This window comes from Geobacter sp. AOG1, assembly GCF_019972315.1.
Classification (GTDB): Bacteria; Desulfobacterota; Desulfuromonadia; order Geobacterales; family Geobacteraceae; genus Geomobilimonas.
Genome location: NZ_BLIZ01000001.1, coordinates 3,226,095 through 3,246,900, shown reverse-complemented (window position 1 = coordinate 3,246,900; position 20,806 = coordinate 3,226,095). Strand labels below are relative to the sequence as shown.

The window sequence follows — 20,806 nt, the reverse complement described above, 5'->3', positions numbered from 1 at the left end:
TTATGAGAATGCGAATCAACAAAGGCCTGAATTCGCTCCCATTTGTTGACACAAACCGGCCACTGTGTTAGCTTAAACACCCTTAAAGTCGTGCTTATGACATGGTTGCGGTTTCGTACGTAACTTTACCTCAACCCCTACCTTTACCTGCTTCTGGAGCCCCCATGTATCGCCCTGATGTATCAACCTTCCAGACCCTTGCTTCACGGGGGAACCTGATCCCGGTCTACCGCGAGATCATGGCCGACCTGGATACGCCGGTTTCCGCCTTTCGCAAGATCGATGACGGCCGTTACGCCTTTCTGTTGGAGAGTATCGAGGGGGGAGAGAAGTGGGCGCGCTACACCTTCCTCGGTGCCGCACCGGAGGTGGTGATCCGGAGCCGCGGGACGGTGGTGGAGGTGCTGGAGACCGGCAAACCGCTCCGCCGGGAAGAGGTGGCAGACCCCCTGGGGTTCGTGCGGGACTACCTGGCCAGTTTCACGCCGGTGGAGATCCCCGGAATACCCCGGTTTTTCGGCGGTGCGGTCGGATACCTCGGTTATGACATGGTGCGCCACTTCGAAAAGCTTCCCACGGAACGACCGGCGGTTATCGGTGCGTGGGATTCTTACTTCGTCATCACCGACACCATCCTGATTTTCGATAACGTGAGCCAGAAGATCAAGGTAGTATCCAACGCCCATCTGGATGGGGAGAAGGCACCTGAAGAGGCCTACGCCGAGGCGGTCGCCAAGATCGACGCCCTCATCGCCAAGCTGAAGACGCCGCTTCCTCCATCCGTTGCGGTCTCCTCGGCACGGAAGGTCGCCTTCTCGTCAAATGTGGGGAAGGCCGACTTCGAGGCGGCAGTGGAAAAGGCCAAGGAGTACGTACGGGCCGGTGACGTCATCCAGGTGGTCCTTTCCCAGCGCTTCTCCGGCGAGCTGACGGTGGATCCCCTCGACATCTACCGCGTGCTCCGTACGCTCAATCCTTCCCCCTACATGTTCTTCCTCCGCTTTGACGACACGCTGGTGGTGGGGGCATCGCCGGAAGTCATGGTCCGCAAGGAGGGGGACCGGGTGGAGCTTCGCCCCATCGCCGGGACTCGTCCCCGCGGCACCACTCCCGATGAGGACGCGTACCTTGGTGAGGATCTCCTGGCCGATCCCAAGGAACGGGCCGAGCATGTCATGCTCGTGGACCTCGGCCGCAACGACCTGGGGCGGGTCTGCACCACCGGGAGCGTCCGGGTCTCCGAGTTGATGGTGATCGAGCGCTATTCCCACGTCATGCACATCGTCTCCAACGTGCAGGGGGAATTGGCGGCGGGAAAGGATGCTTTTGACGTGGTGCGGGCCACCTTCCCGGCCGGCACCCTCTCCGGGGCCCCCAAGGTGCGGGCCATGGAGATCATCGACGAACTGGAGCCGGTCCGGCGCGAGGTGTACGGCGGTGCGGCCGGCTATTTCTCCTTCTCCGGCAATATGGATCTCGCCATCGCCATTCGCACCCTCGTAATTCGTGACGGCAAGGTGCACCTGCAGGCGGGGGCGGGGATCGTCGCCGACTCGGTGCCTGCCGCCGAGTACCAGGAGACGGTGAACAAGGCGATGGCGGTGGTGAAGGCGATAGAGATCGCCGAACGGGGTTTGGATTAACCCCGACGGCCGAAGACAAAATCCCTTCGGCTGCGTAAACTACATGGACTGCGGATTTTGCGCCAGGTCGTTGCACCCGCAGGAGCGACCGCGGAGGCGTAGCACCCAACCATCGGGCATAAACAGCGCTACGCCGCACAAGGAAGCGACGAGGACGGCGGCGAGATGGCGTGAAAGCCGCAGTCCCTAGGACATTCATATGCTTCTGATGATCGACAATTACGACTCCTTCACCTACAACATCGTCCAGTACTTCGGCCAGCTGGGTGAGGACGTGCAGGTGTTCCGCAATGACCGGATCACCCTAGAGGAGATAGAGGCACTCAGCCCCGCGCGGCTCGTCATCTCTCCCGGCCCCTGTTCCCCGGAGGAAGCGGGGATATCCGTCGAGGCGATCCGGCATTTTGCGGGCAAGGTGCCGATCCTCGGCGTCTGCCTCGGCCACCAGGCCATGGGTGCTGCCTTTGGCGGCAGGGTCGTCCGGAGCGGCACCCTGATGCACGGCAAGACCTCAGCCATCCATCACGATGGTAAAGAGCTGTTCCGTGGGCTTCCCAACCCCTTCCAGGCGACCCGCTATCATTCCCTTATAGTGGAACGCGCCTCACTCCCCGCCTGTCTGGAGATCACTGCCTGGGTCGAGGAAGGGGAGATCATGGGACTTCGGCACCGCGAACTGCCCCTCTGGGGGGTGCAGTTCCACCCCGAGTCGATCCTGACGGAGGGTGGCATGGAAATCCTCCGTAATTTTCTGGAAATGACAAAATGAAACGCGACTTTTCCGCAATCTCTACGTTGGCCTTCGTGATCGTTTGTGCGGCGTAGCGCTGTTTATGCCCGATGTTTGGGTGCTACGCCTCCGCGCAATCCCTCGGCCGCCTTGACCTTGCGAAAAATTCACGTTTCACGGAGAAAAGGCACACTATGATAAAAAAAGCCATTTCGAAAGTTGTCGAACTGATTGACCTGACCGAAGCCGAGATGATCGAGGTGATGGACCAGATCATGTCGGGTGAGGCGACCCCGGCTCAGATCGCCGCCTTTATCACCGCCCTGCGGATGAAGGGGGAAACGGTGGCGGAGATAACCGGCGCGGCGCGGGTCATGCGAGACCGGGCAACCCGCATCCGGGTCGGGAGGAATGTCCTTGATATCGACCGGGACGACATCAACATCGATCAGGAGACCATGCTGGACGTGGTCGGAACGGGGGGGGACGGGACCAATACCTTCAACGTTTCCACCACGGTTTCCTTCGTGGTTTCCGCCTGCGGGGTGCGGGTGGCCAAGCATGGCAACCGTGCCGTTTCCTCCTCCTGCGGCAGCGCCGATGTGCTCGAAGCCCTCGGGGTGAACCTGGATGTCACCCCGGAAACGGTGGAACGCTGCATCAGCGAGATCGGCATCGGTTTCCTGTTCGCGCCGGCCCTCCACGGCGCCATGAAGCATGCCATCGGTCCGCGCAAGGAGATCGGCATCCGGACCATTTTCAATATTCTTGGCCCCCTTACCAATCCCGCTGGCGCACCTTGCCAGGTACTCGGGGTTTACCGGGACGACCTGGTGGAAAAACTCGCCTATGTCCTCCAGGGGCTGGGCTGCCGGCATGGCTTCGTGGTGTATGGCCAGGACGGGATGGATGAGATTACCCTGACCACCGAGACGCGGGTTGCCGAGGTGACTCCCGGCAAGGTGACGGTTACCCTTGTGAAGCCGGAGGATTTCGGGCTCAAACGTTGCTCCATGGCAGAACTCAAAGGGGGCAATGCGGTCGGCAACGCGGTCATCGTGCGTGATCTTCTGGCGGGGCAGAGGGGGGGGAAACGGGATATCGTTCTCCTCAATGCGTCCTATGGTCTGGTGGCTGCAGGGAAGGTTGCCGACGTCCTCGCCGGTCTCGATATGGCTGCCGAGGCGATCGATTCGGGCCGGGCCATGGGGCAGCTGGAAAAACTGGTGGCACTGACCAACGAATAATAGGTAAGGGCACGGTTGCCGTGCCCAGGGCGGGGTAACCCCGCCCCTACGGATTGGGTTTACATGTCCGACACTCCCGACATCCTGAAGAAAATTGTTGACCACAAGCGTGGCGAACTGGCTGCCATCAAGGCGGGCCGTCCGCTGTCCGAGGTCCGGGCAGCCCTTGCCGACCTTGAGGATACCCCGCGCGGGTTCATCCGGGCGCTCCGCACCTGTCGCGACTCGGGATGGACGGCCATCATCGCCGAAGTAAAAAAGGGGTCCCCGTCCAAGGGGTTGATCCGGCCTGATTTCGATCCGTTGGAGATCGCCGAGATCTACCGGAACAATGGTGCCGCCTGCCTGTCGGTTCTGACGGAGGAACACTTTTTCCTCGGCCACCTCCGGTACCTTGCACTCATCCGGGAGCAGGTAGGACTGCCGCTCCTGCGCAAGGATTTCATCTTCGACCCCTACCAGATCTATGAGGCACGCGCCGCCGGCGCCGATGCCATTCTCCTCATCGCCGCCATGCTCGACCTCCATCAGCTGCGGGACTTCAGCGCCCTGGCACGTGAACTTCACCTCGATGTCCTTCTGGAAGTCCACGATGAGGCGGAGCTGGAACTGGCGCTCCAGACCGACTGCGAACTGATCGGCGTCAATAACCGCAATCTCCGGACCTTCGTCACCGACCTGGGGACCACGGAGCGGCTCATCACGTCCATTCCGGCTGAGAGGCTGGTCGTTTCCGAGAGCGGCATCAACAGTCGGGCCGACATCGTGCGGATGGAACAGGCCGGCGCCGGGGCGTTCCTGATCGGCGAGTCGCTCATGCGGGAAGAGGATATTGGGGCAAAACTGAGGGGATTGCTGGGAGAATGAACCACGCATTTTGATGTGTAGTTGTGATTATTTCACCTGTTTGGAGGAGTTCTGATGGACACCAAGATCATGCTTACCGAAGAGCAGATTCCACGGCAGTGGTACAACATCATCCCCGACATGCCGGGGCCGCTCCATCCGGTCATCAATCCCCGCACGCTGCAACCGGTGACGCCGGATGACCTCCTCCCCATCTTCCCCATGGCCATTATCGAGCAGGAGGTTTCGAACCAGCGCTGGATCGATATTCCCGACGAGGTCCGGGACATCTATCGGCTCTGGCGGCCGGCCCCCCTGTTCCGGGCGCGGCGTCTGGAGCAGGCCCTCGGCACCCCGGCTAAAATCTACTACAAGTTCGAGGGTGTCTCGCCGGCTGGTTCCCACAAGCCCAACTCCGCTATCCCCCAGGCGTACTACAACAAGAAGGCCGGCATCCGCCGCCTTGCCACCGAGACCGGCGCCGGGCAGTGGGGGAGCTCGCTGGCCCTGGCCTGCAGCATGTTCGGCCTGGAGTGCACGGTCTACATGGTCAAGGTCTCCTGCACCCAGAAACCGTACCGCAAAAGCATGATGCAGCTCTGGGGGGCAAATGTCATCCCGTCCCCCTCCGAGTTCACCGACGCGGGGCGCTCCATCCTGGCCCATGACCCGGACAACCTGGGGAGCCTGGGAATCGCCATCTCCGAGGCGGTGGAGGACGCCGCCACCCATGACGACACCAACTATGCCCTGGGGAGCGTGCTCAACCACGTCTGTCTCCACCAGACCGTCATCGGCCAGGAGGCGAAGGAGCAGTTGAAGGTCGCCGGGGATTACCCGGACGTGGTCATCGCCTGCTGCGGAGGGGGCTCCAACTTTGCCGGTCTGGCCTTCCCCTTCATCGCCGACCGGGCTTCCGGACGGCAGGTCCGCTGTCTCGCGGTGGAGCCCGCTTCCTGCCCGACACTTACCAAGGGTATCTACGCCTTCGACTATGGCGACACGGCCAAGATGGCTCCCATCGCCATGATGTACACCCTGGGCCACGATTTTATGCCCCCCGGCATCCATGCGGGAGGGCTCCGTTACCACGGCGAGTCGCCGCTGGTATCCCAACTCTATGCCGCCGGTGCCATCGAGGCGAAGAGCTACAAGCAGAATGCCTGCTTCGAAGGGGCGGTGCTCTTTGCCAGGAGTGAAGGGATCGTGCCGGCCCCCGAGTCATCCCACGCCGTCAGGGCGGCTATCGACGAGGCGATGCTGGCGAAGGAAGAGGGGAAGGAGCGGACCATCCTCTTCGGGCTCTCCGGCCATGGTCAGCTCGACATGGGGGCTTATGATGCTTATCTGTCCGGAAATCTGGAGGACTACGAGTATCCGGAGGAGAAGATACGGGAGGCGCTGGAGCGGCTACCCAAGGTTTCGGTGTGAGAAAACGCGCCTTTTCCGCAATATCTGCGTAAGTCTTCGAAGTTACTTGTGACTCGGCCTGCGGCCGCCCCCTTCGGGGCGCCTTCGCGGTCCAATTTCGCAAGCGAAATTGTGCGGCGTAGCGCTGTTTATGCCCGATGTTTGGGTGCTACGCCTCCGCGCAACTCCTCGACAGCCTTGATCTTGCGAAAAATTCGCGTTTCGGTGGAGCACAACTTAGGAATGGGACACACAAGGGAAGTATGGTCAGGGTTAAAATCTGTGGCATAACGAATGTGGAAGATGCGCTCGTGGCAGTGGAGGCGGGGGCCGATGCCCTCGGGTTCGTCTTCTTTTCCAAGTCTCCCCGCTGCGTGACGCCGGAGCAGGCGGCGGAGATCATTCGGGTGCTCCCCCCGTTCGTGCAGGCGGTGGGGCTGTTCGTGAACGAAACGGCTGCCCAGGTGAATGCGATTGCCGACCGGTGCCGGCTCGACATCGTCCAACTCCACGGCGACGAGTCCCCCGCGTACTGCAACCAGATCGAGCGCCGGGTGGTGAAGGTATTCAGGATGAAGGACAGGGAGAGTCTCGCGACGATGCAGGAGTACCGGGTTGCGGGCTACCTTCTCGACGCCTGGTCTTCCTCCGCCTACGGTGGCACAGGTCATGTCTTCGACTGGGAACTGATCCGGGATGCGGGACGTTGTGGCCCACTCATCCTGGCGGGAGGGCTTACGCCGGAGAACGTGGCTGAGGCGGTCATCCGCGTCAAACCGTACGCCGTGGATGTGTCGAGCGGCGTTGAAAGTATGCCGGGACGAAAAGACCCGGCGAGAGTCAGGGCGTTCATCGCCCGGGCGAAGGAGGCATTACGTTGAAATATCCCGATAAGCAGGGCCATTTCGGCCAGTTCGGTGGCCGCTACGTTTCAGAGACGCTCATGCCGGCGCTGTACGAGCTGGAGCAGGCCTATGCCCATTATAAGAACGATAAAGAATTCAAGGAGGAGTTCGCCTATTACCTGCGTCAGTACGTAGGACGACCGAACCCCCTGTACTTCGCGGCGAAACTTACGGAGAAGCTCGGCGGCGCGCGGATCTATCTCAAGCGGGAGGACCTGAACCATACCGGTGCCCACAAGGTGAACAACACCATAGGGCAGGGGCTTCTTGCCAAGCGGATGGGGAAGCGGCGGGTGATCGCCGAGACCGGTGCCGGGCAGCATGGCGTGGCGACCGCCACCATTGCTGCCCTGTTCGGCATGGAGTGCGAGGTATTCATGGGGGAGGAAGACATCCATCGCCAGTCCCTCAACGTCTTCCGGATGAAACTGCTTGGGGCCACGGTAACGCCGGTCACCGCGGGCACCGCCACTCTCAAGGACGCCATGAACGAAGCACTCAGGAACTGGGTTACCCACGTTGAGCGGACGTTCTACGTCATCGGCACCGTGGCGGGTCCCCACCCCTACCCCATGATGGTGCGCGACTTCCAGTCGGTCATCGGGCGCGAGGCCAAGAGCCAGCATGCCAAGGTAGAAGGACGGCTTCCCGACTACCTGGTGGCGGCTGTCGGCGGGGGGAGCAACGCCCTTGGGCTCTTCTATCCCTTTCTGAATGATACCGGCGTGAAGATGGTCGGTGTGGAGGCGGCAGGCTATGGCATCCCTTCCGGCCGGCATGCGGCGCCCCTCTGTGCCGGGAGCGTGGGGGTGCTGCACGGTAACAAGACCTATCTGCTCCAGGATGACGACGGCCAGATTGCCCATGCCCACTCCATTTCGGCCGGCCTCGATTATCCGGGTGTCGGTCCGGAGCACGCCTGGCTCAAGGAGAGCGGTCGGGCGGAGTACGTATCGGTCACCGATGACGAGGCCATGGCTGCGTTTCAACTCTTGACCCGGGAGGAGGGGATACTGCCGGCCTTGGAGTCGTCCCACGCCATCGCCTATGTGGTCAAGCTGGCCCCCACCCTGACAAAAGACCAGACCATCGTGGTCTGTCTCTCCGGACGGGGGGACAAGGACATCCATACCGTGGCCGACGCCATGGGGGTTAAGTTATAATCCGGTTTCAGACCGTAATGGGGTTGTTGAGACCGACCTAAACCGACCTAACCTATTGAATATTAATGTAAAACTCAATTTAATGTTTGACACGTACGCCGTTGTCGTGTATAGTTCACCAACCTGTGATATGTCGCAGGGAAAGAAAAAGGGCCCAATCGGGTCCTTTTGGCGTTTCTTGGTTAGAATTTAATGAATGTGCAGGGAAGAAGTTCATTAGAAAATGCATTTGCTGTAATACCGCTATGTTATGGAGAGGCCACGTCCCGATGCTGGACGGAGTTGTTTGGGGCTTCTACATCAAAAGAAAGGAGGTTCGGCCGGAGAGATTACCGAAAACACTGAGGGTTACCAGAACCATCCGGCAAAGCTGAATACACCGACAAAAAAACTTATGAAAAAAACAATGACTATTATGGCAGCGACGCTGCTACTCGGGGTTTCCTGTGATCAGTCCCACATTCGTCAGGCCCCGTTGCAAAGCAATGCGGGGGATTCGGAACTGGACCGGGAGATTCGCCGAGTGATGGAAAAAGGAATCAATTTGGAGGAACGACAACGGCAGGTGCCGGCCATTGCCGCCGCCTTTGCCCGTCGTACCGACCCGCAGCGGGCCCGCTGGCTCGCCGCACTCTGCTACCTGAAAACCCTCGGCACGCCGTTCATGCCGATGGACATTGCCGAGATTGCCCTCGCGGAAACCGGCGGACACGGGCTTTCGGGAAAATCGGTTTCCCGCAAAGGGGCTCTCGGCGTCTGGCAACTCATGCCCTACCGGGCCAAGAGCCACGGCTATTCTCCTGATGAAATGGAAAACGATGAGAAGTGCGCCGAGGCTGCGGTGCGCGAGCTTGCCAGCAAAATGGCGATGGCCAAGGGAAACCTGGTAAGGGCAAAGAAACTTTACTGCGGTGTCGGCCCTGATGCCGATGCCTATGAGGTGAAGCGGCGCCAGTTTCGCCGGGAGATCCTTGACGGCTTGGCTGGCCAAGGGATGAAGCGTGCCGACATGCCGCAACAAATGAACGATACTCCTTCCTGAGGCCGACAAAATCTGTTAAACGTCAGAGCAGAACGTGATATGGTAGGCGAGCCCCCGTGGGTTCGCCTATTTTTCTGCGCGTAAATGAAAGGAGCAGTAGTTGAAACGACTGTTACTCGTACCCTTGATATTACTGGCCGGTTGTTCACTGTTCGTGAAAAATCCCGAGGTGACGGTGAAGGATGTTTCCCTGGTTGGCCTCGACAGCGCCGGAGCCACGCTGGAGGTCGGACTGGACGTGACCAACCCCAATCCTTATCAGATAAGCCTTCAGGGATACTCCTATGTCCTGCAGGTAACATCCCTTCCCCTTGCCAGCGGGGCGGCCCGACAGACCGTGGTGTTCGCATCCGACAAAACGACAAACGTCCGCATCCCCGTGAAAATCGCCTATGGCGACCTGCTGGAGATACTTAAAAGTCGGCCGGATCCGGATCGTATTCCCTATCGTCTCCACGCCGGTCTCGATGTGAACTTGCCGGTTGGCGGAATGATGCTCCCTATCGATACGAACGGAACGTTTGCCATCCCGCTCAAGTATCGCCCCGCGACACTCCTCCAGCAGTTCAGCGATTTTCTCGGCCGGGTGCGCTGATGAACGTGATCGACGTGACAGGGGTGGCCAAGAGTTTCGGTGCCCGCCAAGTACTGGCCGGTGTCACTTTTGCCATCGATGAAAACGAGCGGGTCGGCCTGATCGGAGCGAACGGCTGCGGTAAATCGACCCTCCTGCAGATCCTTGCCGGCCATGACGCGGCGGAACAAGGGGCTGTCGCCACCCGGCGTGGTGCGAGCATCGGCTATCTCCCCCAGGAACCGGAACTGGACGGGGAGATGACCGTGGTCGGGGCGATCGAGGCGGGGCTCGTGGACATCCGGCGTGTCATGGCTGAATACGAACAGATCACCGGACGGCTGTCCTCCCACCCCCCCGATCTGGAGCGGTTGATGGCGAGGCAGGGGGAGTTGACATCGTGGATCGAGCATCACGGTGGCTGGAACACGGAACACCGGGTGGCGGAGATCATGGGGCATCTTGGCCTGGATGACGGCGGAGCCCGTGTGGGTAACCTCTCCGGCGGCACGAAGCGAAGGGTTGCCCTGGCTCGCCTGCTCCTGGAGGCTCCCGACCTGCTTTTGCTCGATGAGCCGACCAACCACTTGGATGCGGATACCACCCAGTGGCTGCAGGAATACCTTCAATCCTACCCGGGGGCAGTCCTTCTCATTACCCACGATCGCTATTTTCTCGACAAGCTTGCTGGCCGGATGCTGGAGCTCGAGGATGGGCGTATCACCCCGTACGAAGGGGGATACAGTGCCTACCTGGTAAAGAAAGGAGAGCTGCTGCAGCAGGCGGCCCAACGCCAGTCCAGGTTGCTGAACCTGTTACGGGTCGAGACCGCCTGGATACAGCGAGGGGCGAAGGCCCGAACCACCAAGCAGAAGGCGCGCATCGACCGGTTCCACGATATCGAGGCACAGGCAGCAGTTACGACGGCCCGGGAGACACGGCTGGCGTTTACCAGTGACGAGGGGCTCGGCGGCACCATACTGGAACTGCTCGACGTTGGCAAGTCGTATGGGGAGCGGTTGCTGGTGAAGGATCTCACCTTCCGCCTCAAGCGGGGAGACCGGGTCGGGATCATCGGTCCCAACGGCTGCGGCAAAACCACGCTGCTGCGGATGATCCTCAGCGAAGAAACCCCCGACGCGGGGGAAGTGGTCTTCGGCCGGAAGACCCGCAGTGCCTATTTTGACCAGCAGCGGGAGATCCTGGACCCGGAACAGACCATCTACGATTTTCTTGGCGAGGGGGACTATGTCCAGGTGGCGGGGGAGAAACGCCACAAGATTGGCTATCTGGAGGATTTTCTGTTTGCTCCCTCGGACCGCCGACGGCAGATAAAGACCCTGTCGGGGGGAGAAAAGAGCCGGCTCATTCTTGCCCGGCTGATGCTGGCGGATGCCAACCTGCTCATCCTGGACGAGCCAACCAATGACCTGGACATACCGACCATGCAACTCCTGGACGATGCCTTGGTCAATTTCCCCGGCTGCGTGCTCATGGTCACCCACGACCGGTTCTTCCTCGACAAGGTGGCCACTGGCATCCTCGCCTTCGAAGGGGAGGGGCGGGTGGTGTTTTACGAGGGGAATTACTCCCTCTACCGGGAGTTGCAGGAGCAGTCGAGGATTGCCGCTGTTGCCCCCCGACCGGAGAAGCAACCGTCGGCGAAACAGGAGCAGGTTCGCCGGCAGGAAAAGGCAAAAAAAGGGCTTACCTACGCCGAGCAACTGGAACTTCCCCGTGTGGAAGGTGATATTGAGGTCCTGGAGCGACGCAAGGCCGAACTCGAAGCCCTGCTGGCCGATCCCCTGGCGTGCGGTGGCGAACCTGGCGGCATTACGGCGGTTGCCGCCGATTATGCGCGGCTGGGTGATGACCTGGCAAAACTCTATGCCCGCTGGGAGGAACTGGAACAGAAGCGTCAAGAGGCACTCTGAAGTATATCGTGAATTCGTGAGTGTGGTCAGAGTCCCTGCACCCGTGTACATTACATCGGGAGTCTAGGGATATTTTTTTCGCATAATTTTTAAGGGAGATGACAAAAAGCCTCGGATATTCCGGGGTTTTTATTTTTCTGAAATATCGTTATATAGCTAGCGGGATAATTGTGGTTAAGTGAAATAACCGTGTAAAGTGAATACACGGGTTGCTATGATTTGTCAGCGGTACTGCCGGAGACATGGGCTTACTTTGGTTGGTCTAAGATAATTATTTATTTTATATTAATGGCATGTAATTTGCTTGCTGTAGATGCTTTCTGGCGTTCATTTCGGATGTGCCCAAGCTGTCGCCTGGAGGTTCCCATGAAAAGTCTTCTGCTTCAGTTGGCTCTCGTGCTGTTTCTCGGGGGTGTCGGCCATGCCAGCATCAAGGTGATTGGCAGTGGTGACAGCATGCGTCTTGACGCCGCCGGTGTCCCGGCTTCGATGAAGCAAGGGCATGACATCTTAAGGAACAAATGTAGTAAATGTCATTCTGCCGAACGGATCATCATGGCAATACAGAACGGTGTGGCCCCGATCTCTGGTCAAGTGTTCGACCGTAATGCCGCCAAAGCTTTCGGCGTCAAGATGATGCGCAAATCCGGGGGAACTATCAGCAAGGAAGAACTAAAACCTACGATGGACCTGATCGCCTGGCTCTTGAACGAGGCTGCCAGATAGCAAATTTCACGAAAGGAATTGCGTATGCGTAAATTATTGTCGAGAGTTTTTTGTCTGGGGATTGCCTGTTTCCTGATGAGTGGACTGGCTATGGCCCAGGAAGTCCGGATTGGCGGTGGTGGGGCGGCGATTGCCACTGTGTTTGCCCCGATGAAGACGGAATACGAGAAATCGAGCGGCGATGCCCTGACCATCCTGCAGAGCACGCCGGTCAAAGGTCTTATCGCACTTGAAAAGGGAGAGATCGATATAGCCACTGCCGCAGTTCCTCTGGAATCCATGCTGGCCGGGGCTGCCAAGGAGGGCGTAAAGATCGATCCTGCAACGCTTCAACAGGTAGAAGTTGCCAAAAACCGCGTGGTGGTCTTTGTCCACAAATCCAACACTGTCAAAAGGCTTTCCAAGGGGCAACTGAAAAAGATATTTGGCGGCAAAATCACCAACTGGAAAGAACTTGGCGGAAAAGATCAAGCAATCGTGGTTGTCTGGGGGACAGCTACCCCCGGTCAAAATGCCCTTTTCAGCAAGGAGATACTCGACAAGGAAGCAGTGACCGCAAGTGCCGTCAAGGCAACCGATTATTTGAGCATCAGGGAGATGATAACGGCCAACCCGGGTGCAATCGGTATCGATCCTGAGGGGATGACCATGGCGACCGTCAACGTCGTGGACATTCCTGTAGTCACAAGCCCCATCATTGTGGTGACCAAGGGGAAGCCGTCGGCAAAGGTGGAGAAGTTGCTTGCCTATTACAATGACGAATTCGGATACTTGACGAAGTAGGAGTTGGCATCTTGCGGCACCAGAATGTGAAAGCCCGTCCCGAAAGGGACGGGCTTTTTTTCTGTCTGGAGTGCCTGACAGCTGTTATTGCAGCAGGTACCTGATGGCGTCTGCCTTGTAGGGGGTGTCGTCGGGGAGGGCATTCAGGGTCGTGCCGACCGAATTGTTGAACTGGTTGTCGTCCAGCCAGTCGATGGAGTCGTAGATAAGGCGTTTGACGTAATTGCTGTTGTGGGCGAAAGCGCCGGGGTCGTGTTCCAGGAGATTGTAGTTGAAGGCGGCCCCCATGTTCTGTTCACCCGTGGCCCGGCCGTTCGCCGATGTGTCCCCGGCAGATACCCAGTTTGAAATCTTGGTCGAGCCGGTTGCCGTGGTGAAGAAGTAGGGATTCTTCGGCTGGAAGTAGAATCCGCGCTTGGCGAGTTGGCCCTTCAGTGCTTCGAGTGCGGCCTGGTAGGCTGCCTTGCGTTCCTGCAACGAGGTACCAGTCCATGGCTTCTGGTTGTGGCAGTAGTTGCAGGCGGTCGATGTCACGGTGGTGATGGGGCTGGATTTGTCTTCCTCGTCCTGGCGGATAACCGGCAGGAAGTGGTGTTTGTTGGGACTCGACATGTGGCAGGTCACGCAGGGCCCTTTTGTGCCGGTTCCCAGGAAGTTGCCGCGGCCGATCTGGTCGTGCTGAAAGAACGCGTTGTCATACGAGCGGCCGGTGAAGGTGTAGCCGCTGATGCCGAAAACGGTTGCTCCGGCGCTCAGGTAGTGGGAGTTGACGAAGCCGGCGTTGGCGAAGTTGAGGTTGTTGGCGGCCGCAGCCTTGACTGTGTCGCCGATCTCCCGGGCGGTATGGCACCCCATGCAGATGTTGGACGCCCCCTGGTCGGAATAGGGGAAGGATATATACAGTTTTTTCGTGCTGGCCGAGGAGTAGTTGTAATAGCCAGTGATACTGCCGACGCTACGTATCCTGTAGCTGTACGCATTCCCCTGGCCGTCGTCGTGGCAGGTCCTGCACCCGATAACTTCCTTGGTCATATCAAGGGGCGTGCCGTTCGGCACACGCCCCCAGGCACTGATGTTGGTGAAGCCCGACGTTACATAGCGGATGTAGCCGGTGGAAGTATGGCACCGCACGCAGTCGGTGGCTACCGAGTTGCTCGGTGTCGCTCCACCGCTGGTACCGCGGACCTTGAAGTCATAATGCATGAAGGCTTGGGATTTCGTATTGCCATGGGCCGATTCGGCCCAGTCTTTGTGGTGCGGCGTCACGCTGTTGTCGTGCGGGTTGTGGCAGCTGCGGCACCGTTTGGCGTTCTGGGAAGAGACGTAGCTGGCGGTGGTCATGTTGTCCCACAGGGTCTGGGGGGCGACGAGGATGGTGGCCGGCAGCCTGGCAAAATGGGGGGCCGCCAGGGGATGGACGGTTGCGCTTGGGGCGTGGCACTTATAGCATTTCTGCTGGTTGTCCGGGTTGCGTACGACCTCGTCCGTGCCCGGGGGAGGCGTGCCGCCGCCATGACAGGTTGCACAGTTGTTAGGATGCCCTGCCGCCGGTTCGTGGCAGTCGCGGCAGCCGGCGCCGTTTTTGGTATTGTGGGTGGATCTCCGCCATTCATCAACAATCACTGCGCCCGTGACCGGGGAAACCGCGGTGCTGTGACAGCCGATGCACGGTTGTGATGCTTCAAGGGCGGACGCCGTTCCGCCATTTCCCGTACTATTGCTGCCGCAGCCAGTCAGGGCCGCGATAGGCAGGATAATCAAACAGAACCGCACCAGGAGCCATTTTATCATTGTGCTCTCCTCCAATTCTTTCTATATCACTTCCAGTGTAAAAAATGTAGCAAAAAATGCAGCTAAGTTAATTAATTAAAGCTTTTGTGAGTTGACTTGGCACGGCCAGATATTGTATTAGTATCACGTACTGCTATTTCGTGAAATGACCATATTATATATTCATTTGGTTATTGATATGGTTTGTCCGCAGAGGGGATCGGTTGATCCCGTCGGGTACTCGATTTTTTTGCCGTTTAATGGACTGTTACTATCTAAGTCTGTCAGGAGGAAAACAATGCAGATCCGTAACATGGTAATTCTTATGTTGGCGGTCGCCCTGGGGCTTCCCCTGCTCTTTACCGGCACGGCCCGGGCGATCCCTGCCTTCACCCGGCAGTACAAGACGGAATGCAGCACCTGCCATACCATCTATCCGGAGCTGAATGAATACGGCGAGGCTTTCCTGAAAAACAGTTATGTCTATTCGAATAAGGCGGCAAAGGCAAAAACGCCGGCTCAGGCCAAGGGTGCCGGAGATTCAGTAGGTAGCGGTCAAGAGGCGGCCGCAGAAAAGGAGACGGTTGCCGGGGTGGATGCTCCCGACGTGAGGACCCCGCCCGGCAAGGATCCCGCTCTCTGGCTGGCGGCCATTCCCGAGATGCTGCCGGTCTCCCTTACCGCCTCACTGAACCTTGCCCACAATGACCATGCCAAGGACAAGTTCGACCTTTCCACCCGCGCCCTGGTGCTCCAAGCCGGCGGCACGTTCCGTGACAAGGCGGCCTTCTACACAACGTACAACCTTTATTCCGAAGGACACTACGACCCTCTCGTCGGGAATGTCCCCGGCAACAATAATCCCGACCTCAACGAACTCTTCTTCATCTGGCGCCATGCCCTCGATACACCGATCAACGTCCGGGTCGGCCGGCTCAAGCCGAAGCTTTCCCTCTGGAAGTCGACCAACAAAACCACCATCGCTTCTTTTGCACCGCAGGTTTACAAGGTTGGCTCCTCCCAATTCTCCCTCGATTCTGCCGGCGATGGCGTGGAGGTGAACAGCATCGTCGGCAAGCGCGTTTACGTTGCGGCCGGGGTGGTTGACCGCAACGACCAGAATGAGAAGGAAGGGTATGGCCATCTCTCCTTCAAGATCGGCGGGTCGGACTTCCTCGGTGACGAACCCGAGATTGACCTGGAGAGCGACAGCGTCTGGGACTATCTGGCACTGACGGTCGGCACCTACGGTTACTATGGCCGTTACGAAATCCCCACCTTAAGCAACAATGCCAACTACTACTATCGTGCCGGGCTGGATGCGGACCTGTCGTACAAACGGCTGCGGACCCGGTTTTCCGGCGTGTACGGTAGGGACAGCAATCCCCTCTTCGCCGCCGTTCCCAATGACGTCAAGTCGCTGGTGCTGGCTGCCGAGGCGGAGTATCTGATCGGCTCGAACGTTATCGCGGTGTTCCGCTACGAGTACCAGGATGACGGTACCGGGATTCACAACAGGTGTATCCCGGCAATTGCCTATGCCCCCCTTCAGAACACCAAGCTGGTACTGGAGTACAAGAACGACAACATCAGTTACCACGGCGCGCAGAGCGCAACCGACCGGATCACCCAGCTTGCCCTGGCGTTCAGTTTCTGACGCCGTTTCTTCCAACAACTGGAGTCAAAGGAGATTTTGTATGAAAAAAGTAATTCTGCCCCTTTTCGCACTGCTCCTCATCGGCAGCGCCGCTCATGCCGGCCTCAAGGTGGTCGGCAAGGGGGACAACATGCGTCTCGACCCGTCCGGTTTCCCTCCCGCCATGAAGGCGAGCTATGACATTATGAAGGTCAAATGTATCAAGTGTCACAACCTGGAACGGACCATCGTCGCCCTCCAGACCGGCGTTGCCCCCATTTCCGGTCAACCCTTCGACCGCAATGCAACCAAGGCGTATGGTGTCAAGATGCTGCGCAAACCCGATTCCAACATGAACAAACAAGAGGTCAAGGCGACGGTGGAGCTGATGAACTGGCTCCTGGACGAGGCGAACAAATAACATTTATTCCAAGAGAAAAGGACGAGAACTATGTATATAAGCCCACTGAAAATTGCAGCGGCCGGTATTGTCTGTATGCTGACGGCCGGTGTGGCAGGTGCTCAGGAAATCCGGATAGGGGGTGGCGGGGCAGCACTTTCTACGGTTTTTGCTCCCATGAAAGAACAGTTCGAGAAGAGCAGCGGCGACAGACTGACCCTGATTCAGAGTTTGCCGCTGAAGGGACTCATTGCCCTTGAGAGGGGGGAGCTGGACGCGGTGACGACGACGGTCCCTCTGACAACCATCATGGCGGAAGCAGCGAAGGAAGGGGTTGCCATCGATCCTGCCTCTCTCCAGCAACAGGAACTGGGGAAAAACGAACTGGTGGCCTTCGTACACAAGTCCAACCGGATCAAGAAACTGTCCAAGCCCCAGCTGAAAAAGATATTTACCGGCAAGGTGACCAACTGGAAGGAGTTCGGCGGGGCAGACCTTCCGATCATCGTGGTCTGGGGAACTGAAACTCCCGGCCAGAATGCCCTCTTCATCAAGGAGATCCTGGATGGTGAGCAGGTGACTGCCAGGGCTATCAAGGCGACCGATTACCAGAGCATCCGGGAACTAGTGAAGGCCAATCCGGGCTCCATCGGCATCGATCCTCGCGGAATGGCAATAGCAACTGTTGGGAGAGTGGATATACCTATTGTAACGGCACCTATCATTCTGATAACCAAGGGGAAGCCGTCGGCGAAGGTGGAGAAGGTGCTCCACTTTTACAACGAGGAGTTTGGCTACTTTTCCCGGTAATAGTCCTCGTTTCCCGGTCAGTTTCCATTTTCAGGCAGTCAGTCAAGCCATGCCAGCCACCAGGCTGAAATGGCTTGATTTTTCTTGCCTAGCGGCCGTTTCGTCTGGTATAGATTAGCGATTATTTGTTATCTGTTTCACTAATGTAAGAGGGTGAACGATGAAAGGTCTAAAGCTTGGCCAGCGGCTGATTGGTTCTTTCATGATCCTTGCCATGATCGTTGCCATAACCGGCGCGTTCGGGGCGATCAGCATGAGTAGGGTGGGGGACCGGATCCAGGACCTGCTCAAGAACCTGGCGGGACAGCAAAAACTGGTGCTTCTCATGGGGGCTACCCAGAAGGGATGTCAGGTCAGCCTGCTGCAGGCGGCGATGGTCCAGGTCGATACGAGCAAATTCGAGGACCATGCGGAAGACTACCGGATGCTGCGCGACCAGTTCAGAAGCCAGTGCACCATTATCCTCAAGGGAAACGCGAAAATGGGGATATCACCGGCTTCCCCCGGCAGTGATATCGAGACGCGCGCCAAGGCCGCCCTTCAGAAATGGGATGCTTTCGACAAGGTTGCCGAGGGGCTTCTGTCCGCGAAAGAGCAATCCCTGAAGGGGGGGAAGGGTGACGGACAGCTGGCGCAACTCGTGGGGGATCAACTCAGCGTTGTGAGCGACGATGCGAAGCAGGCGGTGGACGAGCTCCTCGTGGCGGTAGGAAGTCGGATGACCAAGGCCAATGAGGAGGTCGGCGCAATCCAGCGTTCGGCAGGAGTGACCTTTGCAGTGGTAATTGTCCTCGCCATTATTGTGGCGGCCGGCTTCGGGGTGGCCACATCGAGATACATCGTCCGCCGTCTTGACATGGTGGCGGATGCTCTCCGGCATGGATCGCAAGGAGATCTTACCTCGCGGCTTGCAATCGATTCCAGCGACGAACTCGGCAAGCTGGCTGACGATTACAATGTCATGGTGCAGAAATTGTCCGAAATGGTCGGCAAGGTCGATACGTCGGCCGCCGACCTGGCCGGTATTTCCGACAATCTGTCCCATGCCTCGAAGCAGGTAGTGAATGCCGCTCAGCTTCAGGTCGAGGGGGTCAGCCATACCTCGTCGGCCATGACTCAGATCAATACCTCCGTCAAGGGGGTTGCCGAAGGGGTTGACGCCCTTTCCCAGTCGGCGGCGGAGAGCTCTTCTTCCATCCTGGAGATGGCGGCCAGCATCGAGGAAGTGGCTCTCAACATGGAGAATCTCACCCAGTCAGTGGAAGAGGTCAGCGCTTCCATCAGCGAGATTTCCATCTCAATCAAAGAGGTGGGGAATGGTGTGGTGAGCCTCATGGAGGCGTCCACAACTACGGCATCGTCGGTCATGCAGATGGACAGTTCCATCAAACAGGTGGAACGGAGTGCCATGGAAACCGCTGCCATTTCCGATGAGGTCCGGCAGGATGCCGAGAACGGAAAGAAGACGGTGGAGGCGACTATTGCGGGTATCGACGCGATCCGTACCTCTTCAAGAATCACCTTCGATGTGGTCACTACCCTGTCGGGGCGGACAGAAGACATAGGCGCCATCCTTTCGGTAATCGACGAAGTGGCGGAGCAGACCAACCTGCTTGCCCTGAATGCCGCAATCATAGCGGCCCAGGCCGGCGAGCACGGGAAAGGGTTTGCCGTGGTTGCCGATGAAATCAAGGAACTCTCCGAGCGTACCAGCAGTTCTACCCGTGAGATTGCCGCACTTATCAAGGCGGTGCAGGACGAGACGCGGCGGGCGGTCGAGGCGATAAACCAGGCGGAAACGAGCATTGCCGAAGGTGAAGATCTTTCCCAGAGGTCGGGTGAAGCGCTGAACAAGATACTCGAAGGGGTAATCAGGTCCAGCGCCCAGATGGCTGAAATAGCCCGCGCCACGGTAGAACAGGCGAAAGGGAGTCACATTATTCGCGATGCCATGGAACAGGTCTCTGAGATGGTGGGGCAGATCGCCAAGGCGACCAAGGAACAGGGTATGGGGAGCGGGATGATCATGGGTGCCGTGGAGCGGATGAAGGATCTCACCACCCAGGTCCGTTTCTCGACCCGTGAGCAGAGCAAGGTCGGCAATTTCATTGCCAAATCCACCGAGGACATCACCGACATGATCCGCCAGATCAAGACTGCCTGTGACGAACAGCGCCGGGGGAGCGAACAGGTGGTGGTTGCCGTGGAGGATATCCAGCAGTCCACCAACATAAACGCTGAGGCGACCCGAATCATGAACGAGGCGGTGGAAAACCTGTTTCGCCAGACCGAGATACTGCGGCAGGAAATGGCGTCCTTCAAGGTCAGGGAGTCGGCGTGAGCAGAATAGCGGAGAAGTTTGCGACATTGGCCCGCCGGGGGGAAAAGGCACTCATCACCTTTATTACGGCCGGCGATCCCGACCTGGCAACGACCGAAAAGCTGATTCCCCTGATGGAACGGGCGGGGGCGGATATCATCGAACTCGGGGTCCCTTTTTCCGACCCGATGGCCGATGGCCCCACCATCCAGCTCGCCTCAGAACGGGCGCTTGCGGCCGGCACCACCGTGGCAAAGATTTTAGCCATGGTAAAATCGGTACGACACCACTCTCAGGTGCCGCTTCTCCTCATGGGATACTACAACCCGATATTTGTCTACGGACCGGAGAAGTTTCTCGCCGATGCCGCGGCGGCCGGCGTGGACGGGGTGCTGCTGGTGGACCTCCCCCCCGAGGAAGCGGGCGACTTCAAGGCCATGGCTGACCGGCATGGCGTAAATGTGATCTTCCTCCTTACCCCCACCTCCGATAAGGCCCGTCTCGACAAGGTTGCCCGGCTTGGCAGCGGATTCATCTATTACGTTTCGGTGACCGGCGTGACCGGGGCGCGGCAGTCGGTGGACAGTTCCGTATTTGATGCCGTGACGGGAATCAAGGCGAAGGTTCGGCTGCCGCTGGCAGTCGGTTTCGGGATTGCCGACCCGGAGCAGGCGGGGAGGGTTGCCAGTGTTGCCGACGGTGTCGTGGTCGGAAGTGCCATCGTCAAGCTGTTCGAAACCCACCGTGGCAAGGCCCTTGAGGACAGCGTAACGGCTTTTGTGACCTCCCTCAAGGCCGGTATCGTTCAGGAGTGATGCGGTGGCCGATAGCGGCCGTCAATGGGCAAATGGTTTGACATCGGGCGAG

At 58.6% G+C, this 20,806-nt stretch carries 18 protein-coding genes; 17 read left to right on the top strand and 1 reads right to left on the bottom strand.

Annotated features, from left to right (window positions below; translation table 11 throughout):
- Positions 1 to 164 precede the first annotated feature (164 nt).
- The 12 genes from trpE to LDN04_RS14720 all read left to right on the top strand — a co-directional run bounded on the left by trpE (position 165) and on the right by LDN04_RS14720 (position 13,003).
- Positions 165 to 1,643, top strand: coding sequence for an anthranilate synthase component I (trpE, locus tag LDN04_RS14775; protein WP_223912252.1), 1,479 nt, complete (start codon positions 165 to 167; stop codon positions 1,641 to 1,643).
- 199 nt (positions 1,644 to 1,842) lie between these two features.
- Positions 1,843 to 2,412 (top strand): aminodeoxychorismate/anthranilate synthase component II, encoded by a 570-nt coding sequence (locus tag LDN04_RS14770; protein ID WP_223912249.1) that lies wholly within the window; start codon positions 1,843 to 1,845, stop codon positions 2,410 to 2,412.
- Between the two features lie 155 nt (positions 2,413 to 2,567).
- Positions 2,568 to 3,620, top strand: coding sequence for an anthranilate phosphoribosyltransferase (gene trpD, locus LDN04_RS14765; RefSeq protein WP_223912247.1), 1,053 nt, complete (start codon positions 2,568 to 2,570; stop codon positions 3,618 to 3,620).
- Positions 3,621 to 3,683: 63 nt separating this feature from the next.
- Entirely contained in the window at positions 3,684 to 4,487 is an 804-nt protein-coding gene (gene trpC / locus LDN04_RS14760) for an indole-3-glycerol phosphate synthase TrpC (protein ID WP_223912244.1), read from the top strand.
- Between the two features lie 54 nt (positions 4,488 to 4,541).
- Positions 4,542 to 5,897, top strand: a complete 1,356-nt coding sequence (locus LDN04_RS14755) for a TrpB-like pyridoxal phosphate-dependent enzyme (protein ID WP_223912243.1) — start codon at positions 4,542 to 4,544, stop codon at positions 5,895 to 5,897.
- A 242-nt stretch (positions 5,898 to 6,139) separates the two neighbouring features.
- Complete coding sequence (locus tag LDN04_RS14750; RefSeq protein ID WP_223912240.1) at positions 6,140 to 6,757, top strand: phosphoribosylanthranilate isomerase; 618 nt, start codon at positions 6,140 to 6,142, stop codon at positions 6,755 to 6,757.
- Positions 6,754 to 7,944 (top strand): tryptophan synthase subunit beta, encoded by a 1,191-nt coding sequence (gene trpB / locus LDN04_RS14745; RefSeq protein WP_223912237.1) that lies wholly within the window; start codon positions 6,754 to 6,756, stop codon positions 7,942 to 7,944. The genes LDN04_RS14750 and trpB overlap by 4 nt, the downstream gene beginning before the upstream one ends.
- A 394-nt stretch (positions 7,945 to 8,338) precedes the next feature.
- Positions 8,339 to 8,986, top strand: a complete 648-nt coding sequence (locus LDN04_RS14740) for a transglycosylase SLT domain-containing protein (RefSeq protein ID WP_223912235.1) — start codon at positions 8,339 to 8,341, stop codon at positions 8,984 to 8,986.
- 100 nt (positions 8,987 to 9,086) lie between these two features.
- Complete coding sequence (locus tag LDN04_RS14735) at positions 9,087 to 9,581, top strand: LEA type 2 family protein (protein ID WP_223912231.1); 495 nt, start codon at positions 9,087 to 9,089, stop codon at positions 9,579 to 9,581.
- On the top strand, positions 9,581 to 11,494 hold the full coding sequence (locus tag LDN04_RS14730; RefSeq protein WP_223912228.1) for an ABC-F family ATP-binding cassette domain-containing protein: 1,914 nt from the start codon (positions 9,581 to 9,583) through the stop codon (positions 11,492 to 11,494). The genes LDN04_RS14735 and LDN04_RS14730 overlap by 1 nt, the downstream gene beginning before the upstream one ends.
- 366 nt (positions 11,495 to 11,860) lie before the next feature.
- Positions 11,861 to 12,220, top strand: coding sequence for a cytochrome C (locus LDN04_RS14725; protein WP_223912225.1), 360 nt, complete (start codon positions 11,861 to 11,863; stop codon positions 12,218 to 12,220).
- Between the two features lie 75 nt (positions 12,221 to 12,295).
- Positions 12,296 to 13,003, top strand: a complete 708-nt coding sequence (locus tag LDN04_RS14720; RefSeq protein ID WP_223912222.1) for a substrate-binding domain-containing protein — start codon at positions 12,296 to 12,298, stop codon at positions 13,001 to 13,003.
- 84 nt (positions 13,004 to 13,087) lie between these two features.
- Here the strand turns inward: LDN04_RS14720 and LDN04_RS14715 are convergent, their stop codons facing one another.
- A complete protein-coding gene (locus tag LDN04_RS14715; protein WP_223912220.1) occupies positions 13,088 to 14,794 on the bottom strand; it encodes a multiheme c-type cytochrome in 1,707 nt (568 codons plus the stop codon).
- Positions 14,795 to 15,071: 277 nt separating this feature from the next.
- Between LDN04_RS14715 and LDN04_RS14710 the strand changes: the two genes are divergently transcribed.
- The 5 genes from LDN04_RS14710 (at position 15,072) to trpA (ending at position 20,754) form a co-directional block, all read left to right on the top strand.
- Positions 15,072 to 16,430 (top strand): hypothetical protein, encoded by a 1,359-nt coding sequence (locus LDN04_RS14710; RefSeq protein ID WP_223912217.1) that lies wholly within the window; start codon positions 15,072 to 15,074, stop codon positions 16,428 to 16,430.
- Positions 16,431 to 16,470: 40 nt separating this feature from the next.
- The gene (locus LDN04_RS14705) at positions 16,471 to 16,830 is read left to right on the top strand and encodes a cytochrome C (protein ID WP_223912215.1); all 360 of its coding nucleotides are present in this window, start codon (positions 16,471 to 16,473) and stop codon (positions 16,828 to 16,830) included.
- Between the two features lie 30 nt (positions 16,831 to 16,860).
- Complete coding sequence (locus LDN04_RS14700; protein WP_223912212.1) at positions 16,861 to 17,619, top strand: substrate-binding domain-containing protein; 759 nt, start codon at positions 16,861 to 16,863, stop codon at positions 17,617 to 17,619.
- Between the two features lie 160 nt (positions 17,620 to 17,779).
- Complete coding sequence (locus LDN04_RS14695) at positions 17,780 to 19,960, top strand: methyl-accepting chemotaxis protein (RefSeq protein WP_223912210.1); 2,181 nt, start codon at positions 17,780 to 17,782, stop codon at positions 19,958 to 19,960.
- A complete protein-coding gene (trpA, locus tag LDN04_RS14690) occupies positions 19,957 to 20,754 on the top strand; it encodes a tryptophan synthase subunit alpha (protein ID WP_223912207.1) in 798 nt (265 codons plus the stop codon). Before LDN04_RS14695 ends, trpA begins: the two co-directional genes overlap by 4 nt.
- The last annotated feature ends 52 nt before the right edge of the window (positions 20,755 to 20,806 follow it).